The sequence below is a fragment of the Desulfosarcina sp. genome (genome assembly GCF_055467485.1).
Genome location: NZ_JBUOIV010000062.1, coordinates 1 through 15,251, shown reverse-complemented (window position 1 = coordinate 15,251; position 15,251 = coordinate 1). Strand labels below are relative to the sequence as shown.

The following is a 15,251-nucleotide window of genomic DNA, read 5'->3' as shown; positions in this document are numbered from 1 at the left end:
TCTTATACTCCGAAGTATTGAAGTTAAACCGGAAGGGGCAGACATCCCTTTTATCGGGCGGCTGTCCGGGATCCAACCCATGCCTCTGCATCCCTGGAGTGGTCGCGGGCCACCAGCATGTAGATGGACGGCACCACAAACAGGGTGAACAGGGTCCCGATGGCCATACCACCCACCAGCACCAACCCAATGGAGTTTCTGGCCTGGGCACCGGCTCCGGTGACCAGCGTCAGGGGGAAATGGCCGGCGATGGTGGCGCCGGTGGTCATCAGGATCGGCCGCAGGCGAGTCATGGCGGCGGTGCGCACGGCTTCCCGCTTGTCCCGGCCCTGTCGCTGCAGGCTGTTGGCGAACTCCACGATGAGGATACCGTTCTTGGACACCAGCCCCACCAGCGTCACCAGGCCCACCTGGCTGTATATATTCATGGTGGTGGTCCACCCCTGGGTCCAGAAGGGCACGTTGGGATCGGGCATTTTGAGGAAGGTGAAGACCAGGGCCCCGAACATGGCCAGGGGCACCGAGCCGGCCAGGATCACGAAGGGGTCCCGGAAGCTGTTGAACTGGGCCGCCAGGACCAGGAAAATCAGCACCACGGCCAGTCCGAAGGCCTGGATGAAGGTGTTGCCCTCGGTGCGCAGCTGGCGTGACTCGCCCGTGTAGTCCAGGACGTAGCCCTTGGGCAAAATGGTGGCGGCCTCGTCCTCCAGGTAACGCAGGGCTTCGTCCAGGGGCCGCACGGCCACACCGCTGATGGTCACGGCGTTGAGCTGCTGGAACCGGTTCAGGGATCGCGGCACGGTGGAATTGCGGATGGTGGCGATGGTGCTCAGGGGCACCAGTTGGTTTGCCGGACCGGTCACATAGATGCTGCGCAGCTGGTCCGGGTTCAGCCGGTCGGTCCGGCTGATCTGCGGCACCACCTTGTAACTGCGCCCGGCGATGCTAAAACGGTTGACATAGTTGCCGCCCACCATGGATCCGATGTCGCTGCCCACCTGCTGCAGATCCAGGCCCAGGTCGGCCACCTTTTCCCGGTCGATGACGATTTCCGACTGGGGCTGGTCGATCTTGACATCGATGAGCGGCGGAAAGGCGAACATGCCGCTGCCCATGGCCTTGAGCTGAATCTGCCGGGCGAATTCAAGGATCTCGGCCGGCTCTGCCGTGGAGGCCAGGACGAACTCCACCGGAAAATTGCCGCCGCCGGGCAGCGCCGGCGGTGAGACCGCGAACAGTCTGATGGCCGGAATGGCGCTGACCTTCTGCTGAACACGGGGCAAAAGCTCGGCCACGGTGTTTTCGCGCTCGTCCCAGGGTTTGACCACCATGCCGGCAATGCCTGAATTGGGGCGGGTGATCTGGAAGGTGAATTCCGTCTCCGGGAAGCTCATGTAGGCATCGTTGACCGCCGCCGCATAGCGGCTGTTCAGGTCGAGGGTGGAGTTGGCCGCGGCGTCGATGATGCCGAAAATGACGCCCTGGTCCTCGGACGGGGCCAGCTCCTTGGGCGACATGGCGAACATGGGGATGGTCAGCAGGCTGATCACGATCCAGACCCCGTAGACTGCCGGCCGCGCATTCAGCGTCCCATCCAGCAGCCGCCCGTAGAAGGCGGTAAAGCGCTTGAAGTCTCTGGAAATTTTCCCGGAAAAACCGCGCTCGGACATTCCCGGCGTGAGCAGTTTGGAGGACATCATCGGCGACAGGGTCAGGGCCACGACACCGGAGATGACGACCGCGCCGGCCAGGGTGAAAGCGAACTCCCTGAACAGGGACCCGGTCAGACCGCCCTGCAGGCCGATGGGCGCGTAGACCGCCGCCAGGGTGACCGTCATGGCGATCAGCGGTCCCACCAGTTCCCGGGCGCCCAGCAGGGATGCATCGATGGGGGACTTGCCTTCGCTCAGGTGGCGCTCCACGTTTTCCACCACCACGATGGCGTCGTCCACCACCAGCCCCACTGAGAGCACGATGGCCAGCAGGGTAAGCAGGTTGATGGAAAACCCCAGCACCTGCATCAGAAACACGGCGCCGATCAGCGACAGCGGGATGGCCACCACCGGTACCAGCACCGACCGCACGGAGCCCAGGAACATGAAAATGATGAAGACGACGATCAGCAGGGTTTCGGACAGGGTCTTGACCACCTCGCGGATGGCATTGCTGATATAGTTGGTGGCATCATAGGCCACACGCGCATCCAACCCTTCGGGAAGCTGCCGGCCGATGGCCTCCATCTCCTTGCTCACCAGGCGGATCACGTCCACGGAGTTGGCGTTGGGCAGGGGCCAGATGCCCATGAAAACGGCGGTCTGGCCGGAGAAGCGCACCTCCGTATCGTAGTCCTCAGCGCCCAGCACCACGTCGCCGATGTCTTGGAGGCGGATGACGGCGCCGTCCTGCTGCCGGACCACCAGGCGTTTGAACTCTTCCACCGACCGCAGGTCGGTATTGGCGGTCAGGTTGACCTGAATGAGCGAACCCTTGGTGCGCCCAACGGCCGCCAGAAAATTGTTGGCCGCCAGGGCCTGGCGCACCTGGACCGGGCTGATGTTGAAGGCGGCCATGCGTTCGGGTTTGAGCCAGACGCGCATGGCAAAGGTTCGGGCACCGAGGACATCGGCCCGCTGGACGCCCTGGATGGCCGATAGCCGCGGCTGCACGATGCGCACGAGGTAGTCGGTGATCTCGTTCTGTTCGAGGATATCGGAGGTGAAGCTCAGGTAGGCCGAGGCAAACTGGCTGTCCGCCGACTCCACGTTGATCGTGGGAACCTCGGCCTCCGGCGGCAGATCGTTGCGCACCTGATCGACCTTGGAACTGATTTCCGAGAGCGCCTTGATGGGGTCGTAGTTGAGTTTCAGGCGTGCACTGATGGTGGAGAGCCCCAGGGCGCTCTGGGATTGGATATAATCGATGCCGTCGGCCGCTGCGATGGCCCGCTCTATAGGAATAGTGACAAACCCGCGCACCAGGTCGGCGCTGGCCCCGACATACACGGTGGTCACGGTGACAACGGCGTTGTCGCTGCGCGGATACTGGCGAACGTTGAGGGAACGGATGGCCTGGAGGCCGGCGATGATGATCACCAGGTTAACCACAATGGCCAGGACGGGCCGGCGGATGAACGGATCGGTAAGCTTCATGGAATAATAGGTTCCGGGTTTAATTGGTTGAATCGGTTTAATTGGTTCGTTGATTGATTGGATTGAAATACTTGCATACCTACTCAGCCTACTTGAATGCTATGCAGCCAATCAAACGAATCAAACCAACGAACCAATTAAACAAAAAAACCGATCATCCTTCTTGAGGGTTGGGGGCCAGTTTGAACTCAGGGGACAGGGTGTTGTCCACCACCACCGCCTGGCCGTTGCGCAGCTTGAACGCCCCGGTGCTCACCACGGTCTCACCCGCCTTGAGTCCCGAGAGGACGGCAATGTAATCGCCCCGCTTTTCCCCCAGGCGGACGAATTGCTGGCGCACGACACGTTCCGGGGCGTCGCCGGTGTCATTGGCTTTGTTTTCCACGATAAATACCGAATCACTGTATGGGGCATACAGCACGGCGGTGGAAGGAATGGTCAGCACGGTCCGGACATCCGGCAGCGCCAGGGTGACGTTGACGAACATACCGGGGCGCAGGCGTTCTTGCGCGTTGGCCACCGTGGCCTGGACACGGATGTTGCGGGTGGCGCTGTCCACCTGCGGGTTTACGGCGGTGATGGTGCCTGCGACGGTCGCACCGGGCAGGGCGTCGCTGGTCAGGGTTACCGGCAACCCCTGCCGGATTTTGGCCAGCTCCTGCTGGGGCAGTTGGAAATTGACAAAAATCGGATCCATGGCCTGAAGGGAAACGATGACGTCGCCATCATTGAGTGTCTGGCCCAGATTGATCTGGCGAAGCCCCAGGCGGCCGGCAAAGGGGGCACGGATGGTTTTCTTGGCGATGGTGGCGCGAATGGCGTCGACCTGGGCCGCGGCCTGTTTGTATTCAGCCTCGACGCTGTCGAAGTTGGAGGGGGTGATCACTTTCTGGGGCAGCAGCTCCTTGGCCCGTTCCAGGTTGAGCCGGGCCAGTTCCATGGAGGCCTCCGCCGACCGGAGCTGGGCGGCCTCCGAAGTCGTGTCCTGCTGAACCAGCAGGTCGCCGGCCTTCACCGCGCTGCCCGGGTCAAAGGCGATCTTGACCACTTTGCCGGTCAGTTCGGCGGTAACCATCACGCCCTGGACCGCCTCGAGTGAGCCCACCGCCGTCAGCACGGACGGCCAGGTGTCCGATTCCACCACCGCCGCGGTCACGGTCTCGGGCGGCGGCACGTATTGCTTGCCCTGGGCGATCATGCGGTTGATCTGCAGCCCTTTGACGCCACCTAACACACCGACCAGCATGATCACACCGATAACCGAGAAAAAAATTGCCTTTTTCATGATGATCCGACGCTTCACTTTATGCCACAGGCATGACACCTGCTACCGGGTGCCACGGACAAGGGCGTTGATTGACCCCCCCCGCGGCAAGCCGCGGGAAATCTTCACCGTAAGGACAAGATGTCGATCTTCAGTTCGCTCGCATTCTCCGCCGCAAGCGACGGGGAGTACGCTCGCTATCGCTGTTCACCAGCAAACTAACCTATAATTATTGTTACGGCGGTTGCCAAAGTCAATGCGTGGCGCGAGAAGTATGTCAGTATATGATCCCCCCTGCCGGCGAGTTGCCAATACCGGTCCCCCATGGAAAATGACAGCCGGGATACCCATCAAAAAAAGTTTCACTGGCGGATGTCCGGTAAGCGTTGGATGGTTCGGTGACTGCCGATAAACGAATTGAGGTGGCGCGGCGCCGCCGGCATCCATCGCTTCGCCGGAGGAAAACTGCCGCCGGCAGCGAATCGCCGGTTTCCATTTTTCAAATCCGGAAAATAATTATTTTCCGGACGAATGGCGATGATGAAGGCTTTAATGCAGAAAAGTTTAATTATACGATATTTTTAGTTAGTATACTAAACAAGTCGAATGAGCATCGGTTGACACGCAACGCATACAAGGGCAACGATGCGACGGCTTGAGAACGTCCAGGCAAACAGCCAATGATAGACTGAAGAGGAATTGCCATGGCAGAAGCTGTGCAGAGCAGCATCAGCGACGAGGTGCTGATTTCACTGAGAAGATTGATTCGGGCCATCGATCTTCATTCCCGATATCTGTCCAAGCACTTCGGCCTGACCGGGCTGCAGCTGATTATCCTGCGGGAAATGTCGCCGGGAGAGGTGGCGGCGTCAGCCAGTTTAAGCCAAGCAACGGTCACCGGCATCACCGATCGCCTTGAGAAGCGGCGTCTGATCACCAAAACAAAAAGTGAAATCGACAGAAGGCGAGTGGTCCTCCAGCCAACAGACGCCTGCCGGAAGTTGCTGGCCCAGGCGCCTCCGCCTACCCAGAAGTCTTTTTTGAATCAATTCGACAAGCTGAAGGATTGGGAGCAATCCATGATCCTCAGCTCATTGCAGCGGCTCGTTCAAATGATTGAACCACGGACATCAATGCAGAGGCGGTGCTGGCGGCCGGTCCCATTGGTGTCATGCCTGAAAACGCAGGATAACCAATCCCTTGCCAACCGGCTGCTCAGGAAATGCCAAGCGCGCAGACAAGGCGCCGGATTGTCAGGAAAGAATCAGAACGGGTGGGAATCCATCACCGGATCATGTCCGAGAAGCTTTTTAAGGTAGTCCAGAGCCAGTGCGGCATATAGCTCGTCGCGAGTCATCTGCTCGAGCAGGGCTTGGCTGTCGAACTTGTCGCCCACTTTTTTCAACAGGGTATCGGATGATTGGATGCGCCGCTCCAGGCCGGACAAATAGTCCTTGGCGTAAGCCTTCAGCGTCAGGATCGGAAGGTCTTTGGATTTTGAAAACGTCTCCGCCAACTGGGCCGGCTCCGGCAGCCGCGGGTCCTCCAACACTTCCTTAAACGCATCAGCCACACGGACCAATCCCCGATGGATGTGCTTGGACTGGACCATGTTGATACCAGCCCAGCCGGCCTTGACCCAACTGACGGTTCCACAGGTAACGGCCGGCTTCCCGGGATCCGCCTGGTAATAGACGGTTACCCCGAATGAATCGTACATATAGGTATCGGCCCATCCCAGTCCCTTGACGTTCAACCCCTTATCCCGGGTGTACAGGTAGCTCCACTCTTCGTCCTTGCCCAACACCCACCCTCTCCTGCCCACCGCCGACGGTTCCTGCTGCCGGAATAAATTGATCATCACCCTCCCCTTCTGGTAGGGACCGAGGATGACCATCCTGTCGACGTCGTAACTATAGTAGGCACCGGTGTGCTGATCCGGTGTGATCGTGATATGTTCGGACCCTTTGAGAATAAAAGGGGTGTTTAAACCGGTGGATGCCTCTCTCAGCCGGTCAAACTGCTGATCACCGCCATCCACCCGGGTCCACCGGGACAGTCGCAGGGAGGACGGCCAGAAGAAAAAGGACGGGATGTCAGCATCCATTATATAATCGGTGATACGCTGGATACCGGTATTGACAGTAAATCCATTATAGGCAGAAGGCGCATCAAAGGAATCGTCAGCACGATATATGGCGTCGTCCGGTTTGGACGCCAGCAGAAACGCCATCAACGGCCCGATGCGCCGCTCATCGTAGGCCGCACCATCCTCATTTTTCACCAGGTCCAGAAGATAATGAAGCGTCGATGTTACATCCGGCGGCAAATCCTTGCGCAACTCTGACGCGCTGGCATTGCCGGCCATCAGGAATAACAAACCGCCGGCGATAAATGATAAAAAAGTCCGACAGATTAAATCAACAGGGTTCATGAAACACTCGGTTTATCGGATTAAATGGCACCGCGGCAGGACGCTGCCTGCGCCCTGGCCCAAATCGGCGCCCGGAATTTCCCAATGGGGAAGTTAATGGATCGCCATGGGAAAAGCCAGTAAAAGAAATGTCACAACTGAGGAATCTACGCAGGTAAGATGCGATTGTCAAGGAGACGCCGGCGGGTCACACCGGCGCCCCTGTCATGGCACGGTCAGATCAGATAAATTTGGGTTTGCTGACTTTCTTGAGGTCCCAGGCTTTGATCTTGAAAGATTTGTCGTGCTTGCCGGGGTTGAAATAGACGGTGTCCTTTTTGGCCAGGTCCGGATCCATGAAGATCGGCAACGGCGTCAACTGGCCGAAGGGGGGCACACAGCCCACTTCGCAGCCCACTTTTTCCAGCACATCCTCGGGTTTGGCAAAGGCGACCTTCTTGGTTCCGATACCTGCTGCGGCTTTTTTCCAGTCCACCTTTTTGTCACCGGGCATCACCAGCACCACCATTTGCTTTTCCTTGGTCACCAGGACCAGGGACTTGACGGTTTCGGCTTCGCTGACCCCCAGCGCATCGGCCATGGCCGGATTCGTGTACACCGGTTCGTGTTCGACCACCTCGTAGGCGATCTTGTTTTTCTTTAGTATGTCAACGATATTGGCTTCCACGGGCATAAACACCTCCGATTGATGTCAGGCCGTCGCCGCATCCACGATCTCGGCGATATCCTTGACGAGGACGGTCGATTCTTTGTCCATGAGGCCGTCCGAGAGCATCGTGGCGCAGAAGGGACAGGCGGCGGCCACGGTGGACGCACCGCTTCGCATCACCTCTTCGGCCCGGTCCACATTGATTCGCTTGCCCAGGGTTTCCTCCATGAACATGCGGCCACCGCCCGCACCGCAGCAGAATCCTTTTTCGCGGATGCGCTGCATCTCGGTCAACTGGCCGTTGTTCATGGAGCGCAGCAGGTCGCGGGGCGGCTGGACGATACCGTTCCAGCGGCTCAAATAGCAGGAATCGTGGAAGGTCAGCGACCCGATGCCTTTCCCGTTGGGCTTCAGGCGCCCCTGCTTGTGCAGGTCGAAGAGCAGTTCGGCGTGGCTGACCACCGGGAAGGCGGCGCCGAACTGGGGGTATTCGTTCTTGATGATATTGAAGCAGTGGGGGCAGCCGGTGAGAATTCGTTTGGGTTTGTACCCGTTGAGAACTTCAACGTTCTGCTGGATCAGCATCTGGGCCAGGTATTCGTTGCCGGCCCGCCTGGCCATGTCGCCGTTGCAGGCTTCCTCCGGGCCGAGGATGGCGAAGTTGACCCCGGCGCGCTGGAGCACCCGGGCCATGGCCTGGGAGATCTTCTTGCCCCGGTCGTCGAAGGACCCGGCGCATCCCACGAACCAGAGCAGATCGGCATCGGGGTTGTCGCTCATCAGCGGCACGTCCATGCCCTTGCACCAGTCGGCCCGGCTGTCGGCGCCGAACCCCCAGGGGTTGGCCTGGTTCTCCAGGTTGGTGAAGGTTTCCTGGACCTCCGGCGGAAAACTGGCTTCCATGAGCACCTGGTGCTTGCGCGCCTCGATGATGAAATCCAGATGTTCGATGTTCACCGGGCAGATGTCCTCACAGGCCCGGCAGGTGGTGCAGGACCACAGCACGTCGCCGGTGACCGGGGCATCGTCACGCACGATGGGTTTGACCTGATCGAAGTTGCCGCCCAAAATGGTGTCGGATTGATCCAGCAGGTCCACTTTTAAGTCATGGACCACTTTTTTCGGTGAAAGGGGTTTATCCGTATTGGCCGCCGGGCACTGTTCCTCGCAGCGTCCACATTCGGTGCAGGCATAAAGGTTGAGCACGTTCTTCCAGTTCAACTCACTGACCTTGCCCAGGCCGAAGGTCTCCAGTTCCTCGTTCTCGATGTCGGTTTTGACGATGGCCTTCTCCCGCTTGAGCGGCTTCAGAAATACGTTGGGCGCGGCGGCCAGCAGATGCAGGTGCTTGGATCCGGGGATGTATACCAGAAACCCCAGAATGGTGGCCATGTGGATCCAGTAGGCGATCTCGTAGCCGGCAAAGACCTGCTGCGGATTCATCCGGTCCAGGCCAAGGAGGCCCACAAGCAGGCCGGACAAGGGAAAAACACCGCGGTAGTCATAGGCGCCGGGTTCGACGGGCAGCAGGGTCTGAAAGGCGTTGATGGCCTGGAAGGTGACGATGATCAGGCAGGTAAACAGGATGATCAGGTTCGCGTCGGTCCCGAGTGTCAGGTAGGGCGGACGCAGCATGGTCCGCCGGTAGATGGCATAGGCAAAGCCGACCAGTACGAATGAAGCCAGGATGTCGGCCGTGAAGAGGTAGCCGCCATAGAGGCCGGGGATCCAATTCCCCACTTCGAATGCCGGGCACACCCCCTTGATCATCAATTCCAGGCTGTGGGGCTGCACGGCCAGAAAACCGAAAAAAATCAGGGTGTGGGCGATCCCGGGCATTTTTTTCCGCCGGACGTTGGCCTGGCCCAAAACATCCTTGAACAGCACGCCGATACGCGCAGAGACCTGGTCCAGCTTGAATTCGGTGGTGCCTTCAACGGCCATCATCAGGCGGTAGAGCCGCCTGACCCGCAGGAAGAAAAAAGAGAAGGCCCCGGCCAGGGCCATGATCATGACAAACGATTTGACAATGGTGTACTGTTCCATTCCATACTCCGGTTAAATAGTGTCTGTTCACAAGGGGTAGATGTTGGTTCAGGCCAAGGCCGCAGGATGCTTCAGACCGCAGGCGCAGCATCGCTGCGTCGAGGATCGGAACCATCCGAGAACACCGGCCTGGGTCGAAAGATGCCCCTTGTGGACGGGCACTACAATTTTTCCTTGAGGACTTCGGTTAAAACCGGCACCACGTCGAACAGGTCGCCGACAATGCCGTAGTCGCATTTTTCAAATATGGGTGCATCCTTGTCGGTGTTGATGGCCACAATCACCTTTGAGGTTTTCATGCCGGCAAAATGCTGCACCGAACCGGACAAGCCGCACCCGATGTAGAGGCGGGGACTGACGGTCTTGCCGGTCTGCCCCACCTGCATGGCATGAGGTGCGAAACCCGCATCCACAGCGGCGCGGGAGGCGCCGATGGTGCCGCCCAGCAACCGGGCGCATTCAGCCAGAATTTTATAGTTGTCCGCCGATGCGATGGGTCTGCCGCCGGTGACAATGACACCGGCCTCGGTCAGGTCGACTGTGTCGGCGGCCTCTTTTTTGACGTCCACCACCTTGACCAGGCCCGGATCCTCGACTGGCGCCGCAAAGGCCTCCACGACTGCATCCGCCGGCGCTTCCACCGCGTCAATGGCATTGGGGCGCAAGGCGCACAGCACCACCGTGCCGGACATCCTGACCGTGGCAAAGGTCTTACCCGAGAAGTGAGATTTCCTGACCGTTTTTGCGGCAACGTCCACGGCCATGCAGTCAGACGCCAGGGGAAGGTCCATGGATGCGGCCAACCGGGCGAAGATGTCGCGCCCCTGGGCGCTGGCCAGGCCCAACAGGGCATCCAGACCGAAGTGGTCGATGGCGGCGGCCAGTGCCCTGGCCTTGAGGTCCGGGCTGGCCGACAGGTCGCCGCCCGCCACTGACAACTGGACCACTTTGTGGGCACCGTATTTGCCTAAAACATCCTTGGCACCCACCGCCGAACCGTCCAGCATCAGAGCGACGATCGTTCCTTCACCCTGCCCGCGGGCGGCAGTGAGCACGCCGAAGTTGGTGTCCTTGACATTGCCGTCTTCGGTTTCAATCAATATACCGATGGTAGCCATGCTTTTTCTCCTTTATTGGAAGGCTTCGTAAAAAGCCCGATAGCTGCGTTATGCTTCATCCTTCGTCATTGCGGAGTATCGTCAATACGCCTCATTCCTCAGGATTCGCAAGCCTTGATCTCGGGCTTTTCACGAAGCCTTCGGAAATACGCGTTTGTTTGCGAAATCCGATTGATGGCTTGTCAGGAAAATGCCGGTTGCTTTTCAGGCCAAGGCCGCAGGATGTTTCAGACCGCAGGCGTAGCAGCGCTACGTCGAGGATCGGAAAAATCTGAGAACGCCGGCCTGGAATGCAAGATGAATTTTCCCCAGTTAGATGACTTTTTCTTCTTCTTTCAGTATTTTAACCAGTTCTTCCATCGCCTGGCGAACATCGCCGCCCAGCATCTTGGCGCCGGTTCGCTCGGGAACCTTCTCCAACTTGACCAGTTCGCTCTGGGCGCCGTCGACGGAAACACCCAGATCGGCGATGGCCATCTCTTTGACCGGTTTTTTCTTGGCCTTCATGATGTCCGGGAATTTGGGGTATCGCGGCTCGTTGAGGCCTTTGGTGGCGCCCAGCACGCAGGGAAGGGCCACTTCGAGCACCTCACGTGCACCGCCGCCGATCTCATGTCCCACGACAGCCTTGCCGTCAACGAGCTCCATTCTGTTGATTTCGTTGACCACCGGCAGTCCCATGGCCGCGGCCAGTCGGTAGAGGGTCTGAAAGCCTTCGGAGTCCACGGCACCCTTTCCGGTGAAAATGATGTCCGGCTTGCCGTCCTGTTCGATAGCCGCCGCAAGGGCCCGGGCCGTGATCTGGCTGTCCAGGAACTGGCTCTCTATGGTGACCAGGATGCCCCGGTGGGCCCCCATGGCCATGGCGGCACGGATGGTGGCAACGGCCGCCGCCTTGCCGACAGTGACGACGATCACTTCGCCGCCGTTCTTTTCCACCAGTTGCACGGCCTGCTCAACCGCATATTCGTCGTAAGGGTTGGCGATGAATTTACAGCCGGCATCATCAAATCCGTTCTCGCCGACAATCTTGATGTTGGCCGCCGTGTCGGGCACATGTTTGACGCATACATAAATCTGCATGATGGTGTCCTCACCTCTTTTGTTATAAGGCGCTTTCCGGTTACCGGAGATGGCGGGTACGGCCCCCTTTGGGGAGGTGCCGTGGGCCGTACCCGCCCCGGCAGCAGGAGGAGGCCCCTGCATTCATGAATTGTGAATGTTGAATGAAGGGTTTCTATCTTTTTCTAAATCGACAGGATTCAACCATTCAACTTTTAACATTCACAATTCGAAATTGTCCTTTCTACGCTTTCATCCGCTCGTTCTTGGGATCGTAAAGCGGCATGGCGACGACTTCGGCGGCCAGACGTTTACCCAGCACTTCGACTTCCAGCCGGGTTCCCGGCGCTGCCATTGCCGGTGGCACATACCCCAGGGCAATGCTCTTGTCAATGCGATGCCCATACCCTCCCGAGGACGTCATGCCCACGATCTGGTCACCATTGAAGATCGGGTTGTAGCCCCAGGGGTCGGCATCCTCGGCCTGGCACACCAGGCAAACCAACTGACGGGGCACGCCGGCGGCCTTCTGCTTTTCGAGCCCGGCCTTGCCGATGAAATCCTTGTCCAATTTAACCGTCCAGGCCACATTGGTCTCCAATGGGGTGTGGTGCACGTTCATTTCACTCTTCCAGGCCAGGTAGCCCTTTTCCAGACGCATGGAATCCATGGCGTACATACCGAACATTTTCAGATCGAATGCTTCACCCGCGGCCATCAGGGCCTGAAAGACCGGAATCTGGGACTGGATGGGATGAAAAATTTCGTAGCCCAGTTCGCCCACGTAGTTCATGCGGTTGACCCGGCATTTGACACGTCCCACGTAAATTTCCCGGCTGGTACCGAAGGGGAAGGCCGCGTTGGACACGTCGTTGTAGCAGGCCTTGGCGAGCACGTCCCGGCTCTTCGGTCCGGCCAGGACCAGGCAGCCCTGCTGGTAGGTCACGTCTTCCATGCAGACGCTGCCGTCGGCCGGCAGGTTTTCCATCAGCCAGTGTTGGTCGTGACGCTTGCCCACGGAGGCGGTGACACAAAAGTACTCACCATCCCCGATCCGGGTAATGGTCATGTCCGATTTGAAATTGCCGTTGGGGTCCAGCATGGGGGACAGGGCAATGCGCCCGTCCTTGGTCGGCACCTTCTGGCAGGTCATGCGGTTGAGCCAGGCCTCGGCTCCGGGGCCGGTGATGCGGGTCTTGGCAAAGCGCGAGAGGTCCAGAATGCCCACCTTTTCCATGACGTGCTTGCACTCGGCATCCACGTAACCGGAGGTGTTGTTGCGCTTCCATCCCGGTTTTTCCCGCTTGTCCGCGGCATTGTCGGTAAAATAGTTGGGGCACTCCCAGCCGTAGTAGTCGCCGAACACCGCTCCGGCCTGCTTCTGATACTCATAGATGGGCGCGGTGCGGTTGGGTCGGGCGGCGTCACGCCAGTCGTTGGGGCAGATAATGGCGTAGAGCCGCGGATAGGTATCCTCGATCTTCTCGTGGTTGTAGGCCCAGTTGGCGTAGCTGCCGTATCGGCGGCTGTCCACCGGCCACAGGTCGATCTCGGGTTCGCCGTTCATGATCCAGCCGGCCAGATAGTGACCGATGCCGCCGGCCTGGGTGATGCCGAAGCTGTACCCGCAGGCGTGGAAGAAATTTTTCAGCGGGTAGGCCGGCCCGACCAGTGGGTCGCCGTTGGGCGTGTAGGTGATGGGACCGTCGGTCACGTGTTTGAAACCGGTTTCGCCCATGATCGGGAAACGGTAGATGCCGTGCTCGATAAAATCGGCGATGTGGTCGATGTCCGGCTGCAGTTCGGTCTGGGCGTAGTCCCAGGGCACCCCTCTGGGATTCCACTGCTTGACCTTGCTCTCGTAAAGGCCCAGGATCAGGCTGTCCATCTCCTGGCGGATATAGATGGAGCGGTCGGGGTCGCGTACCAGGGGGAGATAGGCGTCGCGCTTTTCCACCACGTCGATGGCCTCGAAGAGGATGTGGGTGTGCTCACCGGCGATAGAGGGTATTTCCAAGCCAACCATTTTGGCCACCTCGGGCGCCCACAGGCCGGCCGCGTTGACCACGTATTCGCAGGCGATGTCGCCCTTGTCCGTGTGCACCAGCCACTCGCCGGCAGGAGAGCGGTCGATGCCGGTCACCTGGGTGTGGGTGTTGATCTCGGCGCCGTGTTTCTTGGCCCCGATGCTCATGGCCATGGTGATGCCGTTGGGATCCACATCACCGTCATCGGGCCAGTAGAGGCCGCCGATGATGCCGTCGACATTCATCAGCGGATGCATCTCCTTCATCTTTTCCGGGGTGATCCAACTCACGTCCAGGCCCAGGCAGCGGTTCATGCTGTAGATATAGCCCAGTTCCTCCATGCGGCCGGGGTTGTCGGCCGTGCGGATGGAGCCGGTGGTATGCCAGCCCACGCTCTGGCCGGTTTCGGCTTCCAGCTGCTGATAGATCTCGATGCTCTTCATGTTGACCTGGGTGCAGTAGTAGTTGCCGTGAAAAAATGAGCAATTACCCGCTGCCATCCAGGTGGAGCCGGAGGTGAGTTCGTGCTTTTCGATCAGCACCACATCTTTCCAGCCATACTTGGCCAGGTGATAGGCCACGCTGACGCCAATGGCGCCCCCGCCGATCACAACCACTCGTGCCTGTGTTTTCATAACCTTTCTTCTCCTTTTGATATAGGCATTGCTTCGGTGAATTCCGCACCGATATATTTCCATGTTTGATTCATTATCAGGGTCGAACCGTGATCATTTGGCGGAATTGTAGGCCCCGTTGAGGAAGTAGCCCAACATCCTGCTTTTGGTTTTCCTGAAGGTGTTGTTGAAGAACTCGGCAAATCCGCCGGGGTAATAGATCATCACCAGGATCAGCAGCAGGCCGTACAGGAGCAGGTTCAGGCCCGGCAGGTTGGAGAGCGACGAACGCACCAGTTCCATGGCGAAAATAAACGGAAAAGCGATAGCCGCCCCGCCCCACAGGCTGCCCCGCCCGCCGATGTAGGCCACCGCCAGTACCTCCACGGTCTTGGAGGTGTGCATCATGTCCGGGGTGAGAATACCGTAGTAGTGGGCGTAAAAGCCGCCCATCCAACCGGCCAGGGCGCAGCTCAGGGTGAAGTTAACCAGCCGATAGAAAATCGGGTTGATCCCCGAGGTGCGCGCCGCCTCCATGTTCTGCCCGATGGCCTTGAAGGCCAGGCCCATCTTGGTGCGCGTGCACCACTTACAGATGATGTAGATAACCACCATCATTATCAGGCACAGGTAGTAGTAAGGCACGTTGGACTGGGTTTCGAACAGCCGGTCCACACGCATGCCCAGCGGGCCGCGGGTCAGCCAGACCATTTTGGTGGCCAGGCCCATCAGCGCCAGGCCGAAGAACCAGGCCAGGCACGCGGCGAAGATGCCCCTCAGGCGCAGGGTGATGGCGCCGATCACGAACCCCAGGAAGGCGGCCAGCAGACCGCCGGCCAACATGCCAAACCACGGGTTCAGGCCGATGCGGTCGGCTAGGATGGCCGA

Annotated in this window: 11 protein-coding genes; 2 read left to right on the top strand and 9 right to left on the bottom strand. The window is 59.2% G+C overall.

What is annotated here, in order from left to right; genetic code table 11:
- Positions 1–50: 50 nt before the first annotated feature.
- On the bottom strand, positions 51–3,149 hold the full coding sequence (locus ACZCED_RS20845) for an efflux RND transporter permease subunit (protein WP_464861613.1): 3,099 nt from the start codon (positions 3,147–3,149) through the stop codon (positions 51–53).
- Between the two features lie 154 nt (positions 3,150–3,303).
- Entirely contained in the window at positions 3,304–4,434 is a 1,131-nt protein-coding gene (locus ACZCED_RS20840; RefSeq protein WP_462971747.1) for an efflux RND transporter periplasmic adaptor subunit, read from the bottom strand.
- 377 nt (positions 4,435–4,811) lie between these two features.
- On the opposite strand from ACZCED_RS20840, the gene ACZCED_RS20835 reads away from it, so the two are divergent.
- Both ACZCED_RS20835 and ACZCED_RS20830 read left to right on the top strand, forming a co-directional pair.
- Entirely contained in the window at positions 4,812–5,072 is a 261-nt protein-coding gene (locus ACZCED_RS20835; protein WP_464861612.1) for a hypothetical protein, read from the top strand.
- Positions 5,073–5,117: 45 nt separating this feature from the next.
- Positions 5,118–5,732, top strand: a complete 615-nt coding sequence (locus ACZCED_RS20830; RefSeq protein ID WP_462971746.1) for a MarR family winged helix-turn-helix transcriptional regulator — start codon at positions 5,118–5,120, stop codon at positions 5,730–5,732.
- Here the strand turns inward: ACZCED_RS20830 and ACZCED_RS20825 are convergent.
- The 7 genes from ACZCED_RS20825 to ACZCED_RS20795 form a co-directional block, all read right to left on the bottom strand.
- Positions 5,678–6,847, bottom strand: coding sequence for a hypothetical protein (locus ACZCED_RS20825; RefSeq protein ID WP_464861611.1), 1,170 nt, complete (start codon positions 6,845–6,847; stop codon positions 5,678–5,680). The genes ACZCED_RS20830 and ACZCED_RS20825 overlap by 55 nt on opposite strands.
- 220 nt (positions 6,848–7,067) lie before the next feature.
- The gene (locus ACZCED_RS20820; protein WP_462971744.1) at positions 7,068–7,520 is read right to left on the bottom strand and encodes an aminoacyl-tRNA deacylase; all 453 of its coding nucleotides are present in this window, start codon (positions 7,518–7,520) and stop codon (positions 7,068–7,070) included.
- Between the two features lie 18 nt (positions 7,521–7,538).
- A complete protein-coding gene (locus tag ACZCED_RS20815; protein ID WP_464861610.1) occupies positions 7,539–9,542 on the bottom strand; it encodes a (Fe-S)-binding protein in 2,004 nt (667 codons plus the stop codon).
- A 161-nt stretch (positions 9,543–9,703) separates the two neighbouring features.
- Entirely contained in the window at positions 9,704–10,660 is a 957-nt protein-coding gene (locus tag ACZCED_RS20810; protein ID WP_464861609.1) for an electron transfer flavoprotein subunit alpha/FixB family protein, read from the bottom strand.
- Positions 10,661–10,972: 312 nt separating this feature from the next.
- On the bottom strand, positions 10,973–11,743 hold the full coding sequence (locus ACZCED_RS20805) for an electron transfer flavoprotein subunit beta/FixA family protein (protein WP_464861608.1): 771 nt from the start codon (positions 11,741–11,743) through the stop codon (positions 10,973–10,975).
- A gap of 223 nt (positions 11,744–11,966) precedes the next feature.
- Complete coding sequence (locus ACZCED_RS20800; RefSeq protein ID WP_464861607.1) at positions 11,967–14,384, bottom strand: GcvT family protein; 2,418 nt, start codon at positions 14,382–14,384, stop codon at positions 11,967–11,969.
- Positions 14,385–14,477: 93 nt separating this feature from the next.
- Positions 14,478–15,251 (bottom strand): branched-chain amino acid ABC transporter permease (locus ACZCED_RS20795; protein WP_464861606.1); only part of this gene is annotated, 774 nt, incomplete at its 5' end.